This is a genomic window from Cedecea sp. B1(4), from assembly GCF_059414925.1.
The window spans coordinates 514,860-540,075 of sequence record NZ_JCAHMZ010000006.1 but is presented as its reverse complement, the minus strand read 5'-3'; the positions used below and the strand labels follow the sequence as shown (position 1 = coordinate 540,075).

The window sequence follows — 25,216 nt, the reverse complement described above, 5'->3', positions numbered from 1 at the left end:
ACATGACTACGTTGTATCTGGCATCCGGTTCGCCTCGCCGTCAGGAGCTTCTGACCCTGCTGGGCGTTTCTTTCGAGCGCCTCGTGCCTGGCATTGAAGAACAGCGGCAGCCGCATGAAAGCGCGGAGCAGTACGTTCGCCGTCTGGCGCGCGAAAAAGCGCAGGCCGGAGTGGCTATGGCCGCCGAAGATTTGCCTGTACTGGGTGCGGATACAATCGTTATCTTTAACGGCGAAGTGCTGGAAAAACCACGGGATACAGAGCATGCCGCACAGATGCTACGTTTGCTCTCAGGCAATCAGCATCAGGTGATGACGGCAGTTGCTATCGCCGACGCCAGTCAGGTGCTGGAAGCGTTGGTGGTGACCGATGTGACGTTCCGCCGCTTATCCGAACAGGATATTGCCGATTATATTGCCAGCGGTGAACCTATGGACAAAGCCGGAGCTTACGGCATTCAGGGGCTTGGTGGCTGTTTCGTTAAAAGGATTAATGGCAGTTATCATGCAGTGGTGGGATTACCGCTGGTGGAAACTGGTGAGTTGCTGAGCAATTTTCACGCGCTGCGTGACGGACGAGGAAAAGATGACGGCTGAACTATTAGTCAACGTTACCCCATCAGAGACGCGGGTGGCCTATATTGACGGTGGCATACTGCAAGAAATTCATATTGAGCGCGAAGCGCGCCGCGGAATAGTAGGGAATATCTACAAAGGTCGCGTTAGCCGGGTGTTGCCTGGAATGCAGGCGGCGTTTGTAGATATTGGCCTGGACAAGGCGGCATTCCTTCATGCTTCTGACATTATGCCGCACACCGAGTGCGTCGCCGGTGAGGAGCAAAAGAACTTTAGCGTGCGCGACATCGCCGAACTGGTTCGCCAGGGACAGGATTTAATGGTGCAGGTGGTCAAAGATCCGCTGGGCACCAAAGGCGCGCGCCTGACCACCGACATCACGCTTCCTTCCCGTTACCTCGTTTTCATGCCCGGCGCTTCTCACGTGGGTGTTTCCCAACGTATCGAAAGCGAAGCCGAGCGCGACCGCCTGAAGCGTATCGTGAATGAGTATTGCGATGAGCATGGTGGCTTCATTATTCGTACCGCTGCGGAAGGTGTGTGTGAAGAAGATTTAGCCTCTGATGCGGCTTACCTGAAGCGCGTATGGACCAAGGTCAGCGAGCGTAAAAAACGCAATCAAACCCGCTACCAGATGTACGGTGAACTGGCGCTGGCCCAGCGCGTATTGCGTGATTTTGCCGACGCGGCGTTGGACAGAATTCGCGTTGATTCCCGCCTGACTTACGAAATGCTGCTGGAATTTACCGCCGAGTACATGCCGGAGATGACCAGCAAAATCGAGCATTACAGCGGCCGCCAGCCGATTTTCGATCTCTACGACGTTGAGAATGAAATCCAGCGTGCGCTGGAGCGTAAGGTGGAACTGAAGTCTGGCGGCTATCTGGTGATTGACCAGACCGAAGCGATGACCACGGTGGATATTAATACCGGCGCGTTCGTGGGCCATCGCAATCTCGACGACACAATTTTTAATACAAATATTGAAGCGACTCAGGCCATCGCGCGCCAGCTCCGGCTGCGTAATCTGGGCGGCATTATCATCATCGACTTCATCGATATGAGTAATGAAGATCACCGCCGCCGCGTGCTGCATTCTCTCGAGCAGGCGCTGAGCAAAGATCGCGTGAAGACCAGCATTAACGGCTTCTCCCAGCTCGGCCTGGTTGAGATGACTCGTAAGCGCACGCGCGAAAGCGTAGAGCATGTGCTGTGCAACGAATGCCCGACCTGCCACGGTCGCGGCACCGTAAAGACGGTGGAAACGGTTTGCTACGAAATTATGCGTGAAATCGTTCGTGTGCATCATGCCTACGATTCCGACCGTTTCCTGGTCTATGCTTCTCCTGCGGTGGGCGAGGCGTTGAAAAGCGAAGAGTCTCACGCGCTGGCTGAAGTAGAAATCTTTGTGGGTAAACAGGTCAAAGTTCAGATTGAACCGCTCTACAATCAGGAACAGTTCGACGTCGTGATGATGTAAATGCGCGAATGCGCATTGCAGACGACTGACAAACCTCTGGTCATAGAAGAAATACCAGACGTTTAGTCAAAAAAAACAGGAAAATCAATTCGTTGATTTTCGGCTGATAATCACAAAGAGGGAAAAACCACGCTTTTTCCCTCTTTGTCAGCAACCTCAAATGCGCGGATGCGCATTTTGCCCGTAAGGCTGACAAGGAGAGAAAGGTGAGGCGACTGCCCGGCATTCTGCTGCTCACAGGCGTAACGTTGGTTGTTATCGTCGCGCTACTGGTGAGTGGCCTGCGGCTCGTTTTGCCGCACCTGGATGCCTGGCGGCCCGCGCTGCTGGATAAGATTGAAGCCGCCACCGGTGTGCCGGTGGAAGCCAGTAATTTACAGGCAAGCTGGGAGAATTTTGGCCCCACGCTTGATGTTCGCGACGTTAAGGCCGGCCTCAAAGATGGCGGCACGCTGAGTATCAAACGCGTTACGCTGGCGCTGGATGTCTGGCAAAGCCTGCTGCACGCTCGCTGGCAGTTTCGCGACCTGACCTTCTATCAGCTGCAAATGCGTACCAACACGCCGCTCAGCCAGAACGGCGGAGATGGTACGCTGGAAGCGGACAAAATCAGCGATCTTTTCCTTCGTCAGTTCGATCACTTCGATCTTCGCGACAGCTCCCTTAGCTTCCTGACGCTCTCCGGCCAGCGAGCCGAACTTTCTATTCCTCAGCTGACCTGGCTTAACGGTAAAAACCGCCACCGCGCGGAAGGCCAGGTCAGCCTGTCCAGCTTTAACGGCCAGCACGGCGTGGCCAACGTTCGTATGGATCTGCGAGATGAAAACGGGATTCTGAACAACGGCAAGGTCTGGCTGCAGGCAGATGATGTAGACGTGAAGCCCTGGCTGGGCCGCTGGATGGAAGACAATGTCGACCTGAAAAGCGCCCGTTTTAGCCTTGAAGCCTGGATGGACGTGAAAGAAGGGGATATCAGCGGCGGCAGCATCTGGCTGAAAAAAGGCGGGGCAAGCTGGCCAGGTTCCGGTAGCGTGACGCACTCGCTTTCGGTCGATAATCTTACCGCTCAGGTCAGCCGGGAGAAATCCAGCTGGCAGATCTCCGTCCCTTCTACCAATATCACGCTGGATGACCAGGCGTGGCCGAAAGGCTCGCTCTCTGTGGCCTGGGTAGCCCCGCAGGATGTAGGCGGGAAACAAAGCCAGCGCAGCGATGAACTTCGCGTACGCGCCAGCAATATGGAACTGGACAGGTTTAATGGCCTGTTGCCGATTGCCGCCAAAATTTCGCCGCAGCTGGGGGATATCTGGACTTCGTTGCAGCCTCAGGGCCACATTGACGTGCTGGCGCTGGACATTCCACTCCAGCAAACCGAGCTGACTCGTATGCAGGCCCGGTGGAAAGATGTGAGCTGGAAGCAGTGGAAACTGTTGCCTGGCGCGGAGCACTTCTCAGGGTCGGTGACCGGCAGCGTCGCAAACGGGCAGCTTAATGCCGAAATAACCGACGCAAAAATGCCTTATGAAACCGTCTTCCGCGCGCCGCTTGAGATTGAGAAAGGCGTAGCGACGCTTGCCTGGCAGAAAAACGCAGACGGCTTCCAGCTAGACGGCAAGAATATCGACGTTAAGGCTCGCTCCGTTTGGGCGCGTGGCGATTTCCGCTACTTCCAGCCCGCCAGCGGCGATCCGTGGCTGGGAATTTTGGCGGGCATTAGCACCGATAACGGTGCGGACGCCTGGCGCTACTTTCCGGAAAACCTGATGGGTAAAGAGCTGACGGATTATCTCAGCTCGGCGATTCAGGGTGGCCAGGCCGATAACGCCACGCTGGTTTACGGCGGCAACCCACATCTTTTCCCCTACGAGCACAACGAAGGCCAGTTTGAGGTCTACGTCCCGCTTCGTAACGCAAAATTTGCTTTCCAGCCGGACTGGCCTGCGCTGGAAAACCTCGATATCACGCTAGATTTCATCAATAACGGGCTGTGGATGAACAGCAAGTCGGTCAAGCTGGGCGGTGTAACGGCCACTAACTTGACGGCAAACATCCCCGATTATGCCAAAGAAAAGCTGCTGATAGATGCCGACATCAATGGCCCGGGCAATGCGGTAGGGCCTTATTTCAAAGATACGCCGCTGGATGATTCCCTGGCTGCCGCGCTGGATGAACTCCAGATTGGCGGCGATGTGAATGCCCGCTTACATCTGGATATTCCTCTCACTGGTGAAATGACAACGGCCAAAGGCGATGTGCGGCTGAACAACAACACGCTGCTGATCAAACCGCTGAACAGTACGCTGCATAATCTGAGCGGCAAATTCAGCTTTACCAACGGTGACCTGCAGAGTGAAGCGATGAGCGCGAGCTGGTTTAATCAGCCGGTGAGCCTGAACTTCAACACCAAAACTGGCGATAAAGACTATCAGATTGGCGTCAACCTGAGCGGCGACTGGCAGCCCAATAAAACCGGTGTGTTGCCGAAGCAGGTCAACGACGCGCTCAGCGGGAACATCGCGTGGAAAGGCGACGTGGGTATTACGCTGCCTTATCACGGCAGTGCCAGTTACAAGGTCAATCTGGCGGGCGATCTGAAGAATGTGAGCAGTCACTTACCTGCGCCTGTAGATAAAAAATCCGGGGCAGCGCTGCCGCTGAATATCGCCGTTAAGGGCGATTTAAAGAGCTTCGATCTCACGGGCAATGCAGGCGCGCTCAATCACTTCTCCAGCCGCTGGTTGCTGAATAAGAAACTCACCCTCGACCGGGCTATTTGGGCGACAGACAGTAAAACTGTGCCGCCTCTGCCAGAGCAACCGGGCTTGGAACTCGATCTCCCTGCAATGGACGGCGCTCAGTGGCTGGCGCTCTTCAGTGAAGGCGCGGCGGACAGCGTTGGGGGATCTGCCGTCTTCCCGTCCGCAGTGACACTGCGGACCCCGGCATTAACGCTGGCGGGCCAGCAATGGCATAACCTGAGCCTGGTTTCTCGCCCGGAGATGAACGGCACGCAGGTTGAGGCCCAGGGGCGTGAAATTAATGCCTCGCTGAGCATGAAGAACAACGCGCCCTGGCAGGCCAGCGTTAAGTATCTTTATTTCAACCCGAACTGGAGCGTTCTCCCGAGTGGTGCAAACGGAACGGAGACGCTGCAGGTCCCGGAAAGCGGCGATACGCTTAGCTTCCGGGGCTGGCCAAATGTGCAGTTGCGCTGTGCGGAGTGCTGGCTGTGGGGACAGAAATATGGCCGTATCGATGGGGATGTGACCATTAATGGCGATACGCTGCGGCTGGCCAATGGGCTGATTGATACCGGCTTTGCTCGCCTCACCGCCGACGGTGAATGGGTGAATAAGCCCGGCAGCGAACGTACTTCCCTGAAAGGCAAGCTGAAGGGCGAGAAGCTCGATGCGGCCGCGAACTTCTTTGGAGTGAAAACGCCGCTGCAGGGCTCTTCTTTCGACGTTGATTATGACCTGCACTGGCGGGCGGTGCCCTGGAAGCCGGATGAAGCTTCGCTGAACGGTATTCTGCATACCAAGCTGGGGAAAGGGCAAATTACCGACGTCAGCACGGGCCATGCGGGCCAGCTTCTGCGTCTGGTCAGCTTTGACGCGCTGCTTCGCAAACTCCGTTTCGATTTTAGCGATACCTTTGGCAGCGGATTCTACTACGACTCGATTCGCAGCACCGCCTGGATAAAAGATGGCGTATTACATACTGACGACACGCTGGTTGACGGGCTTGAGGCGGATATCGCGATGAAAGGCTCGGTGGACTTAGTCCGTCGCGAGCTAAATATGGAAGCGGTCGTTGCCCCTGAAATCTCCGCGACAGTGGGCGTGGCTACTGCTTTTGCGGTTAACCCGATAATCGGTGCCGCGGTGTTTGCCGCCAGTAAAGTGCTTGGCCCGCTGTGGAGCAAAATCTCGGTGCTGCGCTACAGCATTACCGGCCCGGTAGATAAACCGAAAATTGATGAAGTGCTGCGGCAGCCGCGCACCAGCGAAGCTCACTGATTTGACGTTAGCGGTTAATTGCCGCAAGCTCCATAAATAAACCATTCCTCGCCAAACAGGCGATAAGCAATAAGAGTAGCGAAACGATGAGTCTTAACCTGGTAAGTGAGCAGTTGCTGTCTGCGAATGGCTTAACCCATCAAGATCTGTTTTCCATTCTCGGGCAGCTGTCCGAGCGCCGTCTCGACTACGGCGATCTCTATTTCCAGTCCAGCTATCATGAATCCTGGGTGCTGGAAGACCGCATTATTAAAGACGGTTCATGGAATATCGATCAGGGCGTTGGCGTTCGTGCGGTGAGCGGTGAAAAAACCGGGTTTGCCTATGCCGATCAAATTACTTTGCAGACGCTGGAGCAAAGCGCTCATGCGGCTCGCAGCATCGTTCGTGAGCAGGGCGACGGGCGCGCACGTACGCTGGGTAACGTTCCGCATAGTGCGCTTTATACCAGCGCCGATCCGCTGCTAAGCATGACGCGTGAAGAGAAGCTCGACATCCTGAGACGCGTGGACAGCGTTGCACGCTCTGCAGATGCCCGCGTGCAGGAAGTTAGCGCCAGCCTGACTGGCGTGTATGAATTGATCCTGGTTGCGGCCACGGACGGGACGCTGGCGGCAGATGTTCGCCCTCTGGTGCGCCTGTCGGTTAGCGTTCAGGTTGAAGAAGACGGCAAACGCGAGCGCGGTGCAAGCGGCGGCGGCGGTCGTTTTGGCTATGAGTATTTCCTGGAAAGCGTGAACGGCGAAGTACGGGCTGATGCCTGGGCGAAAGAAGCCGTGCGCATGGCGATGGTTAATTTGTCCGCCGTTGCGGCCCCGGCGGGAATGCTTCCGGTGGTACTGGGCGCAGGCTGGCCAGGCGTGCTGCTGCACGAAGCGGTCGGGCACGGTCTGGAAGGCGACTTTAACCGTCGCGGTACTTCGGTCTTCAGCGGCCAGATGGGCCAGCTGGTGGCCTCCGAACTCTGTACCGTGGTGGATGATGGCACGATGGCTAACCGCCGTGGTTCCGTCTCTATTGATGACGAAGGCGTGCCGGGTCAGTACAACGTGCTGATCGAAAACGGCATTCTTAAAGGCTATATGCAGGACAAGCTGAATGCGCGCCTGATGGGCGTTGCGCCTACCGGGAACGGTCGCCGTGAGTCCTATGCCCATCTGCCGATGCCGCGCATGACCAACACCTACATGCTGGCCGGGAAATCTACGCCGCAGGAGATTATCGAGTCCGTGGATTACGGTATCTTCGCGCCAAACTTCGGCGGCGGCCAGGTAGAAATCACCTCCGGCAAGTTTGTGTTCTCCACCTCGGAAGCCTACCTGATTGAAAAAGGGAAGGTGACCAAGGCGGTGAAAGGCGCCACGCTGATTGGGTCCGGCATCGAAACCATGCAGCAAATTTCGATGGTTGGGAACGATCTGGCGCTGGATAACGGCGTCGGCGTCTGCGGTAAAGAAGGCCAAAGCCTACCGGTTGGCGTCGGCCAGCCAACCCTGAAGGTTGATAACCTGACCGTGGGCGGCACTGCCTGAGTTAATATGAGGCCGGACTAGCTCCGGCCCGTTTGTTTTGCTTTCCCGTTCCTGCCCTGCACGCCCTGATAAAGCTCCGCTACCTTCACAAAATAGTTCGTCAGATAGTTAATACATACCTGCACCTTCAGCGGCAGTTTGTCTTTTTCGGTATACAGCGCGTACACCGGACGGGGATCGGACTGATAGCGCGGAAAGAGGATCTCCAGCTGTCCGCTATTGATCTCGTCGATCACCCACATCAGCGGCGCATAGCCAATACCTGCCCCGGCTTTCAGCCACCGGCTGAGCGTCATCGGATCGTTGGTGACAAAGCGGCCCTGCGGCAACAGGCGGGTCGAGATCCCTTCGGGCGCAATCAGCTCAAATTCGTTATCCGGCCGGATGCTGTATTCCAGCCATGAATGGTTAGCCAAATCAGCGGGTTTTTCCGGCGTGCCGTGAATGTGCAGATAGCTTTTGGCGGCACAAACCACCATTGGCATTGACCCCAGCCTGCGGGAAAACAGGCTCGAATCCTGCAAAGCGCCGACGCGAATGACCAAATCAAGACCATCGGCAATCAGGTCAGGTGCCGGTATGCCGGTGACCAGGTTGACGGTCAGGCCGGGATGTTCACGCAGCATTTCGGCGGTCATGTCGGCGAGAACATTCTGTGCCATAGTTGATGAGCTACCGATGCGCAGCGTGCCGATAGGCGTGTTGTTAAAGGCGTAAAGCTGCTCGTGGACTTCCTGTGCTTCGTGCAGCATTTTGCGGCAGCCTTGATAATAAATTTTGCCGGCTTCGGTCAGGCCAATGCTGCGGGTGCTGCGGTTAAGCAGTTTCACCTGCAGCTCATCTTCCAGTTTGGACACGATCTGGCTGATGGAAGAGACGCTCATTTGTAGCTGCCTTGCGGCAGCGGTGTAGGAGCCAAGTTCAACGACTTTGGCAAACACCGACATACGTTTCAGTCGTTCCATTGTTCACTCTGAGTGAAAAGTGATTTAGATCACACATTATAGATAACAGGGTAACAGTTACGTTAATATATTATTATTAACATAACTCATACCGCACGCTCGCCCGCCTTTTCTGGCCTCTCCGTCGCGGTTTGCCGTCGAGTTATGTATCGCCTGCATTATCTTATCAAGGTCAAAATGAGTCTATTTCCGGTTATCGTAATATTCGGTCTTTCCTTTCCGCCGATATTCTTCGAATTAATTCTGTCGCTCGCCGCGTTCTGGCTGGCGCGTCGGCTGCTGACCCCAACCGGCATTTATGATTTTGTCTGGCACCCTGCATTATTCAATACAGCGCTCTATTGCTGCCTTTTTTATCTGATTTCGCGTTTGTTCGTTTGAGGTTGATGTGAAAATACTAACAAGAAACATAACCCGTACCGCTATCACGCTTTTGCTGGTGCTGCTGGCCTTCATCGCTATCTTCCGTGCGTGGGTGTTTTACACCGAATCCCCGTGGACACGAGACGCGCGTTTCACCGCTGACGTTGTTGCTATTGCGCCGGACGTGTCCGGGCTTATCACCAGCGTGAACGTTCAGGACAACCAACTGGTGAAAAAAGACCAGGTGCTGTTCACCATCGACCAGCCGCGCTACCAGAAAGCGCTCGAGCAGGCCGAAGCAGACGTGGCTTATTACCAGGCGCTGTCCTCTGAAAAGCGTCGTGAAGCCGGGCGGCGTAACTCCCTTGGCATTCAGGCCATGTCGCGCGAAGAGATTGATCAGTCCAACAACTCGCTGCAAACCGTTCTTCATCAGCTAGATAAAGCCCAGGCGACGCGCGATCTGGCCAAACTAGACCTGCAGCGCACGGTCATTCGTGCCCCAGCGGACGGCTGGGTAACCAACCTTAACGTGCACACCGGAGAATTTATTAACCGCGGCGCGGCGTCCGTAGCGCTGGTGAAACAGAATTCGTTCTACATTCTGGCCTATATGGAAGAGACCAAACTGGAAGGCATTCGTCCGGGCTATCGCGTACAGATCACGCCGCTCGGCAGTAACCGCGTGCTGCGCGGCAGCGTCGACAGCATCTCTGCCGGGGTGACGAACGCCAGCAGTACCAGTGATTCAAAAGGGATGGCAACGGTCGACTCCAACCTTGAATGGGTGCGCCTTGCTCAGCGCGTGCCGGTCAGAATCCGCCTTGATGAACAGATGGGAAATCTGTATCCCGCCGGGACAACGGCCACTGTCGTTGTGACGGGAGAAAAAGACCGCAAAGCGGAGAATGACTCAGCTTTTATTAAGCTGATGCATCGTCTGCGCGAGTTCGGTTAAGCAGGCCGCTATGTATAACATTTCCAGGCTGCACGTCCGCTTTGCGATAAAGCTCGCTTTCGCCATTGTTCTGGCGGTGTTTGTCGGTTTTCACTTTGAGCTGGAAACGCCGCGCTGGGCGGTGCTGACCGCCGCGATTGTTGCCGCCGGGCCTGCCTTTGCCGCTGGAGGAGAGCCTTATTCCGGGGCCATACGCTACCGCGGGATGCTGCGCATTATCGGGACATTTATTGGCTGTGCGGCCGCGCTGGTCATCATTATCACGCTGATCCGTGCCCCGGTTGTCATGCTGCTGGTGTGCTGTATCTGGGCCGGATTCTGTACCTGGATCTCGTCGCTTGTTCGCGTCGAAAACTCCTACGCCTGGGGCCTCGCGGGCTACACCGCACTGATTATTGTGGTCACTATTCAGGTTGCTCCGCTGACTACGCCGCAGTTTGCCGTTGAACGCTGTAGCGAAATCGTTATCGGGATTGTGTGTGCCATCGTCGCCGACCTGCTGTTTTCTCCGCGTTCCATCAAGCAGGAGATTGACCGGGAACTGGATAACCTGCTGGTGGACCAATACCGCCTGATGCAGCTTTGTATTGCCCACGGCGACAAAGAAGAGGTGGATAAAGCCTGGAGCGGTCTGGTGCGTAAAGTCACCGCGCTGAACGGCATGCGTGCCAACCTGAATATGGAATCCGCCCGCTGGGCGAAGGCCAACCGACGACTGAAAGCGATCAACACTCTTTCGCTGACGCTGATCACCCAGGCCTGTGAAACTTTCCTGATTCAAAACACCCGGCCCGAATACGTCACGCCAGAATTCCGCCAGCTTTTTGCCGTCGAAGTGGAAACCGCCGACGACGTTTATAAGCGGATGAAAGTGCTGCGCCGAGCGATATCTGCGATGGGCGAAAAGGCCACGCCAATAACCATCGGATCCTGGGTTTCCGCCTCGACCCGCTATCTGTTGCTGAAGCGCGGGTTTATTGGGAATAGCCGCGTGAGTGCGATTGAAGAAGAAGTGCTGAACGGTGAAGCGGTGGTGAAGGTGGAATCCGCCGAGGGCCATCACGCGATGATTAACTTCTGGCGCACGACTATTTCCTGCGTGCTTGGAAGCCTGTTCTGGCTCTGGACCGGCTGGACATCCGGCAGCGGCGCGATGGTGATGATTGCGGTGGTGACGGCGCTGGCAATGCGCCTGCCTAACCCGCGCATGGTTTCGCTCGACTTCCTGTATGGCATGCTGGTGGCGCTGCCGCTCGGCGCGTTCTACTTCCTTGTGGTGCTGCCGTCCACGCAGCAGAGTATGCTACTGCTGTGTATCAGTCTGGCCCTGCTGGGTTTCTTTATGGGCATTGAGGTGCAGAAACGGCGGCTGGGTTCTATGGGAGCGCTGGCCGGAACGATAAATATTATCGTGCTGGATAACCCGATGACTTTCCATTTCAGCAGCTTCCTCGACAGTGCGCTGGGGCAGATCGTCGGTTGCTTCCTGGCCATGATGGTGATCCTGCTGATCCGAGATAATTCGAAAGAGCGCACGGGCCGCACGCTACTGAACCAGTTTGTCTCCGCTGCGGTATCGGCGCTGACGACCAATAATGCCCGGCGGAAAGAGAACCACCTTCCAGCGCTGTATCAGCAGCTGTTTTTACTGTTGAACATGTTCCCGGGCGACATAGATCGTTATCGCCTTGCGTTGACGCTAATCATCGCACATCAACGCCTGCGCGATGCGCCTATCCCGGTCAATGACGATCTCTCTGCCTTCCACCGGCAGTTGCGTAAAACGGCAGATAAGGTGATTTCTGCCAGCAGTGATGATAAGCGAGAGCGCTATTACGAAAGACTTTTAGGCGAGCTGGAAATCTATCAAGAGAAGCTTCGCCTGTGGGAAGCGCCGCGGCAGGTCACCGAGCCGGTGAAGCGGCTGGCGGATATTTTGCACCGCTACCGGCACACGCTGATTAATGCCTGAGCCCAAAACCTTGCACTGAGAGCCGACGCCTGCGTCGGCTTTTTTCTATCTATACTTAACTGCGGTCCATGGGATGAACACTTAGGAACAGGAGCTATTATGACGAATCAGACACTCCAGCAAAGTGAGCTTTTTAAAACCGGCTATCTGGTCGCAGGCAAGTGGCATTCGCTCGAAGACACTTTTGATGTGCTGAATCCTGCTACGGGAGAAATAGTGGCTAGAGTGGCAAGAGCCGGCAAACGAGAAACCGAAGCCGCGATTGAGGCCGCCAGCAAAGCTTTCCCCGCCTGGCGGGCGAAAACTGCCAAACAGCGATCTGAAATTCTCTACCGTTGGTTTGAACTGATGCTGGCGAACAAGAGCTGGCTCGCCCGGTTAATGACCCTTGAGCAGGGGAAGCCGCTCAAAGAGGCTGAGGGTGAAGTGGATTACGCCGCCAGCTTCATTCAGTGGTTTGCTGAACAGGGCAAACGCGCCAACGGCGAGATTATTCCTCCGGTTAAGCCCGGTTCTCGCATTCTGGCCACGCGTGAACCCGTCGGCGTAGTCGCGGCAATCACGCCGTGGAATTTCCCCATGGCGATGCTGACCCGCAAGCTCGGGCCTGCTCTGGCCGCTGGCTGTACCGGAGTGATAAAGCCCGCGAATAACACGCCTCTTTCCGCTTATGCTTTGCTGGAACTGGCGAAGCAGGCCGGCGTGCCGGACGGCGTATTGAATGCCGTGGCCGGGAAAACCCAGGAAATTAGCGATGCCATTATGGCCAGCCATCAGGTGCGCAAAATCTCCTTCACGGGTTCGACGGCGGTGGGTAAAACGCTGATGCGTAACGCCGCAGAAACGATGAAAAAAGTGTCGATGGAGCTGGGGGGCAATGCGCCTTATATCGTGTTTGATGACGCGGATATCGACGCGGCAGTAAAAGGTGCCATTGCTAACAAATTCCGTAATGCCGGCCAGGTCTGCGTCAGCGTTAACCGTTTCTTCATTCAGCAAAATGTGTACGACAGTTTTGTGAATAAGCTTGCTGAAGAAGTCCGGAAGCTGAAAGTAGGCAACGGCCTGGAAGAGGGCGTGATTGTCGGACCGCTGATTGAGCAATCTGCGGTCGAAAAAGTACGAGAGCATGTTGATGACGCGTTGGCGAAAGGTGGGAAAGCGCTTGTCGGCGGCAAGCCCCATGCGTTGGGCGGCAATTTCTGGCAGCCCACCGTCATCATCAACGCTAACGATGATATGAAACTGGCCAGGGAAGAGACGTTTGGCCCCCTTGCGGCGTGCTTCCGCTTTGAAACGGAAGAAGAGGTCATCGAAAGAGCCAACAATACGCCATTTGGGTTGGCGGCCTATTTCTATACCCAGAATTTACAGCGCGTTTTCCGCGTCTCTCAGGCTCTGGAAAGTGGCATGGTTGGGATCAATGAATGTGCTGTTTCTACGGAACTTGGGCCCTTCGGCGGCGTGAAAGAGTCGGGGTTAGGGCGTGAAGGCTCCGTGCTGGGGCTGGACGAGTTTCTTGAAGTGAAAACGCTACATATCGGCGGGCTTTAGCTCAGCGCTTGCTTAAAAGAGTCGGGACGGCAGCGATGAAAAAATTTACTTTTGATTTTAACTACATCGACGACAACCTGGCTTTCTATTGCCAGTTTGCGGAGCAACTCGCGCTGCGCAAAGAGCAGGTTCACGATCTGGATAGCCTGTGGGACGTAGTCACGGCGTCAATGTTACCGCTGCCCGTGGAGATCGAGTTTGCACATTTGCCGGAGAGCAAGCGGCGCAGGTTCGGGGCGCTCATTTTGCTCTTTGACGAGGCAGAAGAAGAACTGGAAGGCCAGCTCCGCTTTAACATTCACGGCTAGCGTTTGATCAGCGGCCATAAAAAAGCCCCCGGCGAGCGGGGGCAAAGTCGTAGGACAAGTACGACGAGGGTTTATTTGTACAGCTCTGCGGTCGCGTGCCAGTTATCGCCGCTACGGGCTTCAATCACGCGGTAAGCAGAGGCACCTTGTTCTGTGGCTTTCTGGGACAATTCCTGACGCATATCCATTGGCGCGCTGCCGACCTGGCTTACAGAAATGGATCCCATGGATTGCAGGCCTTGAGCTTGTTCGCTGTTGACCTGATGTGCGGCAGCGTTAGCGCCTAAAGAGATAACGGACAGCAGGCTCAGTGCGGCGATAGTTAATTTGGTTTTCATAGTCTTTACTCCTGAAGGTTTAACGTGGCGGCCGGAAGGGCTTAATCGCGATTTTTCTACTTGGGGCCGCCGAGGCTTAACGTTTCTACTCAACTCTTTTCAACTGGCTTATGGCTAAGAACGCTTATTTGTACAGTTCTGCCGTTGCGTGCCAGTGCCCACCTGTGCGGGCTTCGATCACGCGATAAGCGGAAGCGCCGTTTTGCTCAGCTTTCTGGTTCAGCATTTCGTGCATATCCATCGGAGAACTGCCGATGTCATCCACGGAAACGGTACCCAGTGACTGGCGATTCTGCGCTTGCTGAGCGTCGATAGAGTCAGCGGCGAAAACGCCGAATGACAGAGCGGAGAGCAGGCTGGCGGTAACTAAAGTGGCTTTCATGTTCATGGTTTTTTCCTCGTCGTATTCTTTTGGTTGGGTCATCGTTCTGTGACCCTCATCACGAAATCAAGTATACACTAGTTACGGGAAAAATTAATACCCTGCTAATTGTTGCCTATGCAACTTTAAATTAACGAAATGATTTTTTATTCCTGATAGTTATTAAAAAGACGTTTTTATCACGGCTTTTTTGTTAAATATAAGTAAAATCATAGATATGGGTGAATTTAACTATTTGTGCGGTAACACGCAGAACAATGCCCTGCGGAATGGTATTGAAGCAATTCCATACGCTGGATTGAGGTTTATTTACGGAAGATTACCGAATGAGAGGCCCGCCGCGTCATGACGGCGGGCTGGGAAGAGGGGAGTGATTACAGCTCTTGTTCGAACAGCACCAGAATGGCTTCGTACAGCTCTTTCACCGTGAAGTTATTGGCTGGCGTGGTGAAAATAGTGTCGTCCCCGGCAATGGTGCCCAGAATACCTTCAGCTTTTCCCAGTGAGTCCAACAGGCGAGCAATGAGCTGTGCGGCGCCAGGGCTGGTATGGATCACTACGACGGCGTCGTTATAGTCGATATCCAGAACCAGGTTTTTTAGCGGGCTGGAGGTCGTCGGGACGCCCAGCTCGGCAGGCAGGCAGTAGACCATTTCCATTTTTGCATTACGCGTTCTTACCGCGCCGAATTTGGTCAGCATGCGGGAAACTTTGGATTGGTTGATGTTTTCGAAGCCGTCGTTTTGTAACGCCTGAACTATCTCGCCCTGTGAGCTGAATTTCTCTTCTTTAAGTAATGCTTTGAAAGCCTTTACTAATTCTTCTTGTTTTGAGGAGTTACGCATAAATAACCTATCCTGGGTAAAAGAGATAACATTATTATGCATTTAAATGAATTTTTATGCAAATTGTTCATCTTCCTCCAGATGCCTGGTTTTACGGCGGCCTGAATAGAGTGGGAGAATCATCCGGCGGAGATCAGCATGAAATAATGTTATGAAAGCGGGCGATTTTATCAAATTTCGTTATCGGCGAACATGCCTGTGTCACGACTCGCAAATAAGCTTCAAAGTAAATTAAATGTTATCAAAATGATGTTGTTTTGGTGTGCGCGGAGGGGTAATGTAACCGCCGTTGATGTAACCACATCAGGTCGTGACCGGGCGCTATGGCGTCGTTCCTCCCGGCGAGTAAATGCAGCAGCAACGCGGTCGGTGATTGCTTTATATCGCAATCTGGCGGCGGGAAGATTGTAATTATCTCATCTCTGGATTATGGTCGCCACCGCATGGAGTTACGGCACGATTTTGCTAACCATAATAAGGAGTTTAGGATGAAAGTTGCAGTCCTCGGCGCAGCTGGCGGTATCGGCCAGGCGCTTGCCCTTCTACTTAAGACCCAACTGCCTTCAGGCTCAGAACTCTCTCTGTATGACATTGCGCCAGTAACCCCAGGGGTTGCGGTGGATCTGAGTCATATCCCGACTGACGTGAAAATCAAAGGTTTCTCCGGCGAAGATGCCACCCCTGCGCTGGTGGGTGCGGATGTGGTGCTGATCTCCGCAGGTGTTGCACGTAAACCAGGTATGGATCGTTCCGACCTGTTCAACGTGAACGCAGGCATCGTGAAAAACCTGATCGAGCAAGTGGCAAAAACCGCCCCTAAAGCCTGCATCGGTATTATTACCAACCCGGTGAACACCACCGTGGCAATTGCCGCAGAAGTGCTGAAAAAAGCGGGTGTCTACGATAAGAACAAACTGTTCGGCGTTACTACGCTGGATATCATCCGCTCCAACACCTTTGTTGCCGAGCTGAAAGGCAAGCAGCCAACGGATATCGAAGTCCCGGTGATTGGCGGCCACTCTGGCGTGACCATTCTGCCGCTGCTGTCCCAGATCCCTGGCGTGAGCTTCACCGAGCAGGAAGTCGCTGACCTGACCAAACGTATCCAGAACGCGGGTACTGAAGTGGTTGAAGCGAAAGCCGGTGGCGGGTCTGCAACGCTGTCTATGGGCCAGGCTGCCGCTCGTTTCGGTCTGTCTCTGGTTCGCGCTCTGAAAGGCGAAAGCAACGTTGTGGAATGCGCTTACGTTGAAGGCGACGGCGAGCACGCACGTTTCTTCTCTCAGCCGCTGCTGCTGGGTAAAAACGGTATCGTTGAGCGTAAAGCTATTGGCACCCTCAGCGCGTTTGAGAAAAACGCGATGGAAGGCATGCTGGATACCCTGAAGAAAGATATTCAGCTGGGCGAAGAATTCGTTAAGTAATCTACGCCTGGATAAAAAAAAACCGGAACTCAGGTTCCGGTTTTTTTTATGTCTGCCGTTTAGCTCCCGGCGGGATATTCCTGCACGGTGACCTGCAGCGTGAGTTTCTTGTCTTCACGCATGACTTCCACCGGAATCACCGAGCCTGGGCGAATTTCCGCCACCTGGTCCATGGTTTCCAGCGCCGAGATGGCCGGTTTGTGGTTCACCGAGATAATCACGTCGTTAACCTGAATACCAGCCTGAGCTGCCGGGCCGTCCGGGGATACGGCATTAACGATAATACCTTGCAGTTGATCGATGCCGGTGGATGGGCCATGCAGCGGGGTGATTTCTCTGCCGCCAATGCCGATGTAGCCGCGAATAACCCGGCCATCGCGGATAAGCTTATCCATTATTTTGGTCGCCAGCTGGGTTGGTATCGCAAAACCAATCCCTTCCGGCGTTTCGCCGTCATTGCTCTTGTCAAACGACAGGGTGTTGATGCCCATCAGTTCTCCGAGCGAGTTCACCAGCGCCCCGCCGGAGTTACCGCGGTTAATTGAGGCGTCAGTTTGCAGGAACGACTGTCGGCCCGAAGGACTCAGGCCGATGCGCCCGGTAGCGCTGATAATGCCCTGCGTGACCGTCTGCCCCAGGTTGTAAGGGTTACCGATGGCCATGACCACGTCGCCAATATGGGGCTGGCGCTTGCCGTTAATAGGAATGATCGGCAGGTTGGTTGCGTTGATTTTCAGCACAGCCAGGTCGGTCAGGCTATCGGACCCAATAAGCAGGGCTTCAAACACTCGCCCGTCCTGGAGCGCGACAATGATCTGCTCGGCATCGTTGATCACGTGCTTGTTGGTGATGATGTAACCGCGTCCGTCCATGATAACGCCGGAGCCTAGCGTCTTGATTTGAAGCTGGTTTTGGCCGTTATTGCCCACACTGCGGTTGTACACGTTCACTACCGCCGGGGCAGCGCGGCGCACGGCCGGATTAAAGCTCATCGGCGTTTCGTCGGTGCTGTCATATTGTGCAGGCACAAGTGGGCCAACGGCTTTGCGTAACGACGGCATCGCGAGCAGCAGCAGCCCCGCAACAATCAGCCCAATGATCACCGAACGTAAGATCTTTAGAAACATGAGTTTGAATTAATGAGTGAGAGATCGACCGCAGAATAGCATGAGTTGGACGGACATCGTACAGACGATGTCCGTTTCTCTGCTTCCGTTAACGCAACAGCAAATAGAGGCTCTGTTCGCCGCGAACAACATGCAGTGCAATGACCGCAGGCTTGGTTTCCAGCACTTTTCGCATTTCGGCGATGGTATGAATTCGCTCACGGTTAATGCCGACGATGATATCGTCTTTGTGCAGACCAACCTGAGCCGCAGGCGTGCCTTTATCCACGTTATCTAGACGAATGCCCTTGCCGCCGTCCTTCAGTTGCCCATCGCTTAGCGTGGCACCCTGCAGCGCCGGCAGGATCATTTCTGCGCTTGCGGAAGAGGCGGTGCTCTTGTCCAGCGTCACGCTCACTTCCAGTGGTTTGCCGTCGCGCATCAAGCCCAGTTTCACCACGGTGCCGGGCTCGGTTGTGGCAATTTTCGCTCGTAATTCGGCGAAACTGCTCAACGGGTTACCGTTCAGGCTGGTGATGATATCCCCGGCTTTAACGCCCGCTTTTGCCGACCCTGATTGAGGCAGGACTTCACTGACAAAGGCGCCGCGCTGGGTGGAAAGGTTAAACGCTTTGGCGATGTCGGCGTTCATCTCCATGCCTTTTATTCCCAGCAGGCCACGTTTGATTTCACCAAATTCCATCAGCTGTTTGGCGAGGGTTTGGGCCATATTGCTCGGGATAGCAAAACCAATCCCTACGCTGCCGCCTGCGGGAGCAAGAATCGCAGTATTGATGCCAATCAGTTCGCCGTTCAGGTTGAGCAGCGCGCCGCCGGAGTTACCACGGTTGATTGAAGCATCTGTTTGAATAAAGTTTTCCAGACCTTCAAGGTTCAGGCCGCTGCGGCCCAGTGCGGAAACGATCCCGGAAGTCGCTGTTTGACCGAGGCCAAATGGGTTACCCACCGCAACCGCAAAATCACCCACTTTGAGCTTGTCAGAGTCGGCCACTTTGATTTCGGTAAGCCCGGTCGCGTTTTGCAACTGAAGTAGCGCGATGTCGCTCTGGTCGTCCCCGCCAATCAGTTTGGCATCAAATTCACGCCCGTCATTCAGCTGCACGCTGATTTTCTGTGCCTGATTAATCACATGATTGTTGGTCAGGACATAGCCTTTTGCGGCGTTGATGATGACGCCTGAACCCAAGCCTTCAAACTGCTGAGGTGTATCGGAGGGGGCTTCATCGCCGTAGAATTTTTTGAACTCTTCCGGCACTTTCTGGCTGGACGCTGAGGCGGTGCCTTCAACCTGTACGCTGACGACCGCCGGTAAGACTTTTTCCAGCATCGGCGCAAGGCTTGGCAAAGCCGGCTGGCCTGGAACCTGGGAAGGCAGTGACGCGCTTGCCAGAGGGGATACGCCGAGCGTCAGAGCGACGCTTAACGCTAATGCATTCAACAGCCGTGTTTGTTTCTTCATTGGATGCTGGATCTCGTCACCTGGAAAAAGGAATGCCCACTCACGCAATTGATGTTATTGAAAGATCAATCGACTCACAATGGCGTAATAAGAAAGCACAAGATAATTAAATGATAGCTGGGTCAGGAAAGGATGGGGCACCTGAACTGTGCCCCGGAAAAGCTAAAACAGGGATTAATCGCGTTTTGCACCGGCGCGAAGCAGGCCGGAAGCACCGTCTGAATAATCACGCGGCATCTGAACCGGCGCCTGATCGTTCCCGGCTTCAGACTCGGCAAGACGGTTACGGAACGGATTGGCTTCCGCTGTCATCTCCGGCAGCAGGCTGCTGGAGCTTTTTGCCATGTGCTGGTACAGCTGGCGATAATCGTGCGCCATGTTATCCAGCAGCTCGGCGCTGCGGGCAAAATGGCTGACTAACTCTTCGCGGTACTCTTCAAGCTCCGCTTTGTTTTTTTCCAGCTCATACTGCAGAGCTTGCTGTTGGCGCAGCTTACGGTTGCCAAAACGCATGGCTACGGCACCGATAATAAGGCCCACTACTAACCCAATAAGCGCATATTCCCAAGTCATGAACTTCTCCCGTTATCTTGTGATTCCGTAGGGTAATGTAGCCACTATAACCGTTAACCTAAGAGAAGTGGAATCCTGACGCTGCATCGCTTAGGGTAGAACGGCCTTTTTTTGGACAACCGGTTCGAAAAAGGCAGTGAACGGCTATCCGATTATAAAGGGAAGATAATAATACCATGCAAAATCTCTCTCCTGCATCGCGCTACCAGCAGGCCCTGGCAGAAGGCAGTTTTCAACCTGATGATGTGCAGCGCGAAGCGATTATGCGCCTGGACGCTATCTGGCAAGCATTGTCCGTTGCACCAACGCCTGCACCTGCCGGTGGGTTGCTGACTAAGTTCGGCAAGCTGTTCGGTAAAAAAGAGGTTCAGGCCGGGCAGGAGCCCGCCCGGGGTTTGTATATGTGGGGAGGCGTGGGGCGAGGTAAAACCTGGCTGATGGATATGTTTTTTCAGAGTTTGCCGGGAGAGCGCAAACTCAGGCTGCACTTTCACCGCTTTATGCTTCGGGTTCACGAAGAGCTGGCGCAGCAGCAGGGTCACACGGATCCGCTGGAAATTATTGCTGACGGCTTTAAGGCCGAAACAGATGTGCTGTGCTTCGACGAATTTTTTGTCTCTGATATCACTGATGCGATGCTGCTGGGTACATTAATGAAAGCGCTTTTTGCGCGAGGCATCACGCTGGTGGCCACGTCGAACATCCCGCCGGATGATTTGTACCGCAATGGGCTGCAGCGCGCGCGGTTCTTACCCGCCATCGAAGCAATCAAACGCTATTGCGACGTGATGAACGTGGATGCCGGGATTGATTACCGCCTGAGAACGCTGACTCAGGCGCACCTTTGGCTGTCACCGCTGAATGCAGACTCCGCGCTGCAAATGGAAAAGCTTTATGTCGCTCTGGCCGGGGCAACGCGCGAAGGTGCGCCGGTGCTGGAAATCAACCATCGGCCAATGGTGACGATGGGGGCCGCAAACCAGACGCTGGCTATCGATTTCAGCACGCTATGCGTGGACGCGCGCAGCCAACATGATTACATCGCGCTTTCGCGCCAGTTCCACACCGTCCTGCTGTTTAATGTAACGGTGATGACAACGTTGATGGAGAGTGAGGCACGCCGTTTTATCGCTATGGTGGACGAATTCTATGAACGCCACGTCAAGCTGGTGGTGTCTGCTGAGACCGAGCTATTCAATATTTATCAAGGGGAAAGGCTTAAGTTTGAGTTCCAACGTTGTCTTTCCAGGCTGCAGGAAATGCAAAGTGAAGAGTATTTACGTCGGCCTCATCTGCCGTGACGATGAATATGTGATATCAACGACAAATTGTGGTCGATCTTTGAGGTCGACTTCTCTATAATCTTGCGACCCCACGTTACAACCAAAGTTTTTTTCCCAAAACTTTTGTCGTGCCGGCATAGGCTATTCGAAGGGGTAGGTTTGCTGGACAATGTCGCGTGAACCTCGACTGATTTTAAACGTTTGGGTGTTCACCAACGTGTAACTATATATTGGGTAAGCTTTTAATGAAAACTTTTACAGCTAAACCAGAAACTGTACAGCGCGACTGGTATGTCGTTGATGCTGAAGGTAAGACCTTAGGTCGTCTGGCTACTGAACTGGCTCGCCGTCTGCGCGGTAAGCACAAAGCGGAATACACTCCGCACGTTGATACTGGTGATTACATCATCGTTCTGAACGCTGACAAAGTTGCTGTAACCGGCAACAAGCGTACTGACAAAGTGTACTACCACCACACCGGCCACATCGGTGGTATCAAACAAGCGACCTTTGAAGAGATGATTGCCCGCCGTCCTGAGCGTGTGATTGAAATCGCGGTTAAAGGCATGCTGCCAAAGGGCCCGCTGGGTCGTGCAATGTTCCGTAAACTGAAAGTTTACGCGGGCACCGAGCACAACCACGCGGCACAGCAACCGCAAGTTCTGGACATTTAATCGGGATTATAGGCAATGGCTGAAAATCAATACTACGGCACTGGTCGCCGCAAAAGTTCCGCAGCTCGCGTGTTTATCAAACCGGGCAACGGCAAAATCGTTATCAACCAACGTTCTCTGGAACAGTACTTCGGTCGTGAAACTGCCCGCATGGTAGTTCGTCAGCCGCTGGAACTGGTCGACATGGTTGAGAAACTGGATCTGTACATCACCGTTAAAGGTGGTGGTATCTCTGGTCAGGCTGGTGCGATCCGTCATGGTATCACCCGCGCTCTGATGGAGTACGATGAGTCCCTGCGTTCCGAGCTGCGTAAAGCTGGCTTCGTTACCCGTGATGCTCGTCAGGTTGAACGTAAGAAAGTCGGTCTGCGTAAAGCACGTCGTCGTCCTCAGTTCTCCAAACGTTAATTGTTCTCTGCCTGTTCAGGCAGCAAGACAGTTGGCAAAAAGCCCGGTCCTGGTACCGGGTTTTTTTATGCCTGTAATTTATATTATTGCTTCTAACATCTTGAAATGATTTGCCTTTCAGGCAAATTCGATATACGACCACCACAAAACCCGTAAAATCTGGTAAACTATCATCCAATTTTCTGCCCAAATGTCGGCATCCGGTTGTTTTCGCCCTGATAAGGCGTCAGCGATGTTTCGGCGAAGCATTGGGTAATAACGGTCAGGTTAGTCGCCGCTTGCGGCTATTAGCAGTAATTTTCTGGATAAACTTGGAGGTTTTCATGGCTGTCGCTGCCAACAAACGTTCGGTGATGACGCTGTTTTCCGGTCCTACTGACATCTACAGCCACCAGGTCCGTATCGTCCTGGCTGAGAAAGGTGTTAGCGTTGAAATTGAGCATGTGGAAACGGATAACCTGCCTCAGGATCTGATTGACCTCAACCCCAATCACAGCGTACCGACCCTGGTTGACCGCGAGCTGACGCTGTGGGAATCCCGCATCATCATGGAATACCTTGATGAGCGTTTCCCGCACCCACCTTTGATGCCGGTTTATCCGGTTGCGCGTGGTGAAAGCCGTCTGTACATGCACCGCATTGAGAAAGACTGGTATTCGTTGATGAACGTGGTGATGAACGGCTCAGCGCAGGAAGCGGAAGCCGCTCGTAAGCAGCTGCGTGAAGAGCTGTTGAGTATCGCCCCGGTCTTTACCCAGAAGCCTTTCTTCCTGAGCGACGAGTTCAGTCTGGTCGACTGCTATCTGGCTCCGCTGCTGTGGCGCTTGCCGCAGATGGGCATTGAGCTGACAGGTGCGGGCTCCAAAGAGATGAAAGGGTACATGACCCGCGTCTTCGAGCGTGACTCCTTCCTGGCCTCTTTGACCGAACCTGAGCGCGAAATGCGTCTGCAGACCCGAGGCTAATTGATGGATATGTCGCAGCTGTCGCCGCGCCGTCCTTATCTGCTGCGGGCCTTTTATGAGTGGCTGCTGGATAACCAGCTCACGCCGCATCTGGTGGTAGATATCACACTACCGGGCGTACAGGTTCCGATGGAGTATGCGCGTGACGGGCAAATTGTGCTGAACATTGCACCGCGAGCCGTAGGGAATCTGGAGCTGGCCAATGACGAAGTGCGCTTTAACGCGCGCTTCGGCGGCGTACCTCGCCAGGTTAACGTACCTATGGCTGCCGTGTTGGCTATCTATGCACGTGAAAATGGCGCGGGCACCATGTTTGAGCCGGAAGCGGGCTATGATGAAGACGCTGAAAGCCACAACGATGACCAGCCAGTCATCGGTGAGACTGAAACAGTTATGCAGGTTATTGACGGCGATCGCCCGGATCACGGCGATGATGACAATAACCCGGATGACGATCCGCCGCCGCCTCCTCGCGGTGGTCGCCCCGCACTGCGCGTGGTGAAATAACAAAAAGCCAGTCGAAAGACTGGCTTTTTTTATGGAGGATTCGGCGCAATCTGGCAGCCTGAGCCGCCAGATTTTAACGCTTATACTTCGAGGAAGTTCAGGATCCCGTCTGCGGCTTTACGCCCTTCAGCAATAGCGGTGACCACCAGATCGGAACCGCGAACCGCATCGCCACCGGCGAAGATTTTCGGGTTGCTGGTCTGGAAAGCGTTCTCGCTAGCTTCTGGTGCGAGAATGCGCCCCTGGCTGTCCAGCTCAACGCTGTGCTGCTCCAGCCAGGTCATGCTGTGAGGGCGGAAACCGAAGGCCATTACCACCGCATCGGCAGGCAATACGTGCTCGGAGCCGGCGACGATCTCCGGGCGACGACGGCCATTCGCATCCGGCGCACCCAGCTCGGTACGGGCCACTTTCACACCGCACACCCGGCCATTTGCGTTAATTTCCACGCCCAGCGGCTGCAGATTGAACTGGAACTCCACGCCTTCTTCGCGCGCGTTTTTCACTTCGCGTTTGGAGCCCGGCATATTTTCTTCGTCACGACGGTAGGCACAGGTCACGTGGGTTGCACCTTGGCGCACTGAAGTACGCACGCAGTCCATAGCGGTGTCCCCGCCGCCCAGCACGACAACGCGTTTACCTTCCATGCTGACATACGGCTCTTCAGCTGTTTCGCTGAAGCCCATGATCTGCTTGGTATTGGCGATGAGGAACGGCAGGGCGTCATACACGCCAGGCGCGTCTTCATTTTCGAGACCACCGCGCATCGACTGATAGGTGCCGACGCCCAGGAACACGGAATCGTATTCGCTCAGCAGCTCGTCCATCTGCACGTCGCGGCCCACTTCGGTATTGAGTTTGAATTCAATTCCCATCCCGCTGAAGATTTCGCGACGCTTGGTCATCACCTCTTTTTCCAGCTTAAAGGCTGGAATACCGAAGGTCAGCAGACCGCCGATTTCTGGGTGTCGGTCGTAAACCACCGCCTTCACGCCGTTACGTGCCAGAACGTCTGCACAGGCAAGCCCGGCAGGGCCTGCACCGATGATAGCCACGCGCTTACCGGTTTGCTTCACGCCGGTCAGGTCCGGCTTCCAGCCCATCTCAATCGCTTTATCGTTGATATAGCGCTCGATGTTACCGATAGTTACCGCCCCGAACTCGTCGTTCAGCGTGCAGGAGCCTTCGCAAAGGCGGTCCTGCGGGCAAACGCGGCCGCAGACTTCCGGCAGGCTGTTGGTCTGGTGAGACAGCTCGGCTGCCTCAATAATGCGTCCCTCATTGGCCAGTTTCAGCCAGTTTGGAATGTAGTTATGAACCGGGCACTTCCACTCGCAGTACGGGTTGCCGCAGGAGAGGCAGCGGTCGGCCTGAGCCTTGGCCTGCCCCTCAGAGAATGGCTCGTAGATTTCCACAAATTCAATTTTGCGGATCTTCAGCGGCTTCTTCGGCGGATCAACGCGCTGCAAGTCGATAAATTGATAAACGTTTTGACTCATCGTGAC

Annotated in this window: 23 protein-coding genes; 15 read left to right on the top strand and 8 right to left on the bottom strand. The window is 54.5% G+C overall.

What is annotated here, in order from left to right; genetic code table 11:
* Positions 1–2 precede the first annotated feature (2 nt).
* The 4 genes from ACR6JA_RS15215 (at position 3) to tldD (ending at position 7,606) form a co-directional block, all read left to right on the top strand.
* The gene (locus ACR6JA_RS15215) at positions 3–596 is read left to right on the top strand and encodes a Maf family protein (RefSeq protein ID WP_008454898.1); all 594 of its coding nucleotides are present in this window, start codon (positions 3–5) and stop codon (positions 594–596) included.
* Complete coding sequence (gene rng / locus ACR6JA_RS15210; protein WP_039288211.1) at positions 586–2,055, top strand: ribonuclease G; 1,470 nt, start codon at positions 586–588, stop codon at positions 2,053–2,055. Before ACR6JA_RS15215 ends, rng begins: the two co-directional genes overlap by 11 nt.
* 206 nt (positions 2,056–2,261) lie before the next feature.
* Entirely contained in the window at positions 2,262–6,074 is a 3,813-nt protein-coding gene (gene yhdP, locus ACR6JA_RS15205) for an AsmA2 domain-containing protein YhdP (protein WP_494493800.1), read from the top strand.
* 86 nt (positions 6,075–6,160) lie between these two features.
* Positions 6,161–7,606, top strand: a complete 1,446-nt coding sequence (tldD, locus tag ACR6JA_RS15200) for a metalloprotease TldD (protein WP_494493799.1) — start codon at positions 6,161–6,163, stop codon at positions 7,604–7,606.
* Between the two features lie 17 nt (positions 7,607–7,623).
* Here tldD and aaeR read toward each other — a convergent pair whose 3' ends face one another.
* Positions 7,624–8,571, bottom strand: a complete 948-nt coding sequence (gene aaeR / locus ACR6JA_RS15195) for an HTH-type transcriptional activator AaeR (RefSeq protein ID WP_034807694.1) — start codon at positions 8,569–8,571, stop codon at positions 7,624–7,626.
* Positions 8,572–8,748: 177 nt separating this feature from the next.
* Here aaeR and aaeX point away from each other — a divergent pair, with 177 nt between their 5' ends.
* From aaeX to ACR6JA_RS15170, 5 genes are all read left to right on the top strand, one after another.
* Positions 8,749–8,952, top strand: coding sequence for a p-hydroxybenzoic acid efflux pump operon protein AaeX (gene aaeX / locus ACR6JA_RS15190; protein ID WP_008454892.1), 204 nt, complete (start codon positions 8,749–8,751; stop codon positions 8,950–8,952).
* A 7-nt stretch (positions 8,953–8,959) separates the two neighbouring features.
* A complete protein-coding gene (gene aaeA, locus ACR6JA_RS15185) occupies positions 8,960–9,892 on the top strand; it encodes a p-hydroxybenzoic acid efflux pump subunit AaeA (RefSeq protein ID WP_008454891.1) in 933 nt (310 codons plus the stop codon).
* Between the two features lie 10 nt (positions 9,893–9,902).
* On the top strand, positions 9,903–11,864 hold the full coding sequence (gene aaeB, locus ACR6JA_RS15180) for a p-hydroxybenzoic acid efflux pump subunit AaeB (protein ID WP_213715426.1): 1,962 nt from the start codon (positions 9,903–9,905) through the stop codon (positions 11,862–11,864).
* Between the two features lie 99 nt (positions 11,865–11,963).
* Positions 11,964–13,418, top strand: coding sequence for an NAD-dependent succinate-semialdehyde dehydrogenase (locus ACR6JA_RS15175; RefSeq protein ID WP_213715427.1), 1,455 nt, complete (start codon positions 11,964–11,966; stop codon positions 13,416–13,418).
* Positions 13,419–13,453: 35 nt separating this feature from the next.
* A complete protein-coding gene (locus tag ACR6JA_RS15170; protein WP_213715428.1) occupies positions 13,454–13,726 on the top strand; it encodes a barstar family protein in 273 nt (90 codons plus the stop codon).
* 71 nt (positions 13,727–13,797) lie between these two features.
* Here ACR6JA_RS15170 and yhcN (ACR6JA_RS15165) read toward each other — a convergent pair whose 3' ends face one another.
* The 3 genes from yhcN (ACR6JA_RS15165) to argR all read right to left on the bottom strand — a co-directional run bounded on the left by yhcN (ACR6JA_RS15165) (position 13,798) and on the right by argR (position 15,291).
* Entirely contained in the window at positions 13,798–14,064 is a 267-nt protein-coding gene (yhcN, locus tag ACR6JA_RS15165; protein WP_213715429.1) for a peroxide/acid stress response protein YhcN, read from the bottom strand.
* 124 nt (positions 14,065–14,188) lie between these two features.
* Entirely contained in the window at positions 14,189–14,452 is a 264-nt protein-coding gene (gene yhcN, locus ACR6JA_RS15160) for a peroxide/acid stress response protein YhcN (protein ID WP_008454886.1), read from the bottom strand.
* 368 nt (positions 14,453–14,820) lie between these two features.
* Complete coding sequence (argR, locus tag ACR6JA_RS15155; protein ID WP_008454885.1) at positions 14,821–15,291, bottom strand: transcriptional regulator ArgR; 471 nt, start codon at positions 15,289–15,291, stop codon at positions 14,821–14,823.
* A gap of 488 nt (positions 15,292–15,779) precedes the next feature.
* Between argR and mdh the strand changes: the two genes are divergently transcribed.
* Complete coding sequence (mdh, locus tag ACR6JA_RS15150; protein WP_008454883.1) at positions 15,780–16,715, top strand: malate dehydrogenase; 936 nt, start codon at positions 15,780–15,782, stop codon at positions 16,713–16,715.
* Between the two features lie 59 nt (positions 16,716–16,774).
* On the opposite strand, the gene degS is transcribed toward mdh, so the two are convergent.
* The 3 genes from degS to zapG all read right to left on the bottom strand — a co-directional run bounded on the left by degS (position 16,775) and on the right by zapG (position 19,874).
* A complete protein-coding gene (degS, locus tag ACR6JA_RS15145) occupies positions 16,775–17,842 on the bottom strand; it encodes an outer membrane-stress sensor serine endopeptidase DegS (RefSeq protein ID WP_213715430.1) in 1,068 nt (355 codons plus the stop codon).
* Between the two features lie 88 nt (positions 17,843–17,930).
* A complete protein-coding gene (degQ, locus tag ACR6JA_RS15140) occupies positions 17,931–19,301 on the bottom strand; it encodes a serine endoprotease DegQ (RefSeq protein ID WP_213715431.1) in 1,371 nt (456 codons plus the stop codon).
* A gap of 174 nt (positions 19,302–19,475) precedes the next feature.
* Entirely contained in the window at positions 19,476–19,874 is a 399-nt protein-coding gene (gene zapG, locus ACR6JA_RS15135) for a Z-ring associated protein ZapG (protein ID WP_008454880.1), read from the bottom strand.
* A 176-nt stretch (positions 19,875–20,050) separates the two neighbouring features.
* On the opposite strand from zapG, the gene zapE reads away from it, so the two are divergent.
* The 5 genes from zapE (at position 20,051) to sspB (ending at position 23,711) form a co-directional block, all read left to right on the top strand.
* On the top strand, positions 20,051–21,175 hold the full coding sequence (zapE, locus tag ACR6JA_RS15130) for a cell division protein ZapE (RefSeq protein ID WP_213715432.1): 1,125 nt from the start codon (positions 20,051–20,053) through the stop codon (positions 21,173–21,175).
* A gap of 227 nt (positions 21,176–21,402) precedes the next feature.
* Positions 21,403–21,831 (top strand): 50S ribosomal protein L13, encoded by a 429-nt coding sequence (rplM, locus tag ACR6JA_RS15125; RefSeq protein ID WP_008454874.1) that lies wholly within the window; start codon positions 21,403–21,405, stop codon positions 21,829–21,831.
* 15 nt (positions 21,832–21,846) lie between these two features.
* Entirely contained in the window at positions 21,847–22,239 is a 393-nt protein-coding gene (gene rpsI / locus ACR6JA_RS15120) for a 30S ribosomal protein S9 (RefSeq protein ID WP_000829818.1), read from the top strand.
* A 323-nt stretch (positions 22,240–22,562) separates the two neighbouring features.
* On the top strand, positions 22,563–23,204 hold the full coding sequence (gene sspA, locus ACR6JA_RS15115) for a stringent starvation protein SspA (protein ID WP_008454872.1): 642 nt from the start codon (positions 22,563–22,565) through the stop codon (positions 23,202–23,204).
* A 3-nt stretch (positions 23,205–23,207) separates the two neighbouring features.
* Complete coding sequence (sspB, locus tag ACR6JA_RS15110; protein ID WP_213715433.1) at positions 23,208–23,711, top strand: ClpXP protease specificity-enhancing factor; 504 nt, start codon at positions 23,208–23,210, stop codon at positions 23,709–23,711.
* An 80-nt stretch (positions 23,712–23,791) separates the two neighbouring features.
* Here the strand turns inward: sspB and ACR6JA_RS15105 are convergent, their stop codons facing one another.
* Positions 23,792–25,210, bottom strand: a complete 1,419-nt coding sequence (locus tag ACR6JA_RS15105) for a glutamate synthase small subunit (protein ID WP_039298208.1) — start codon at positions 25,208–25,210, stop codon at positions 23,792–23,794.
* Between the last annotated feature and the right edge of the window lie 6 nt (positions 25,211–25,216).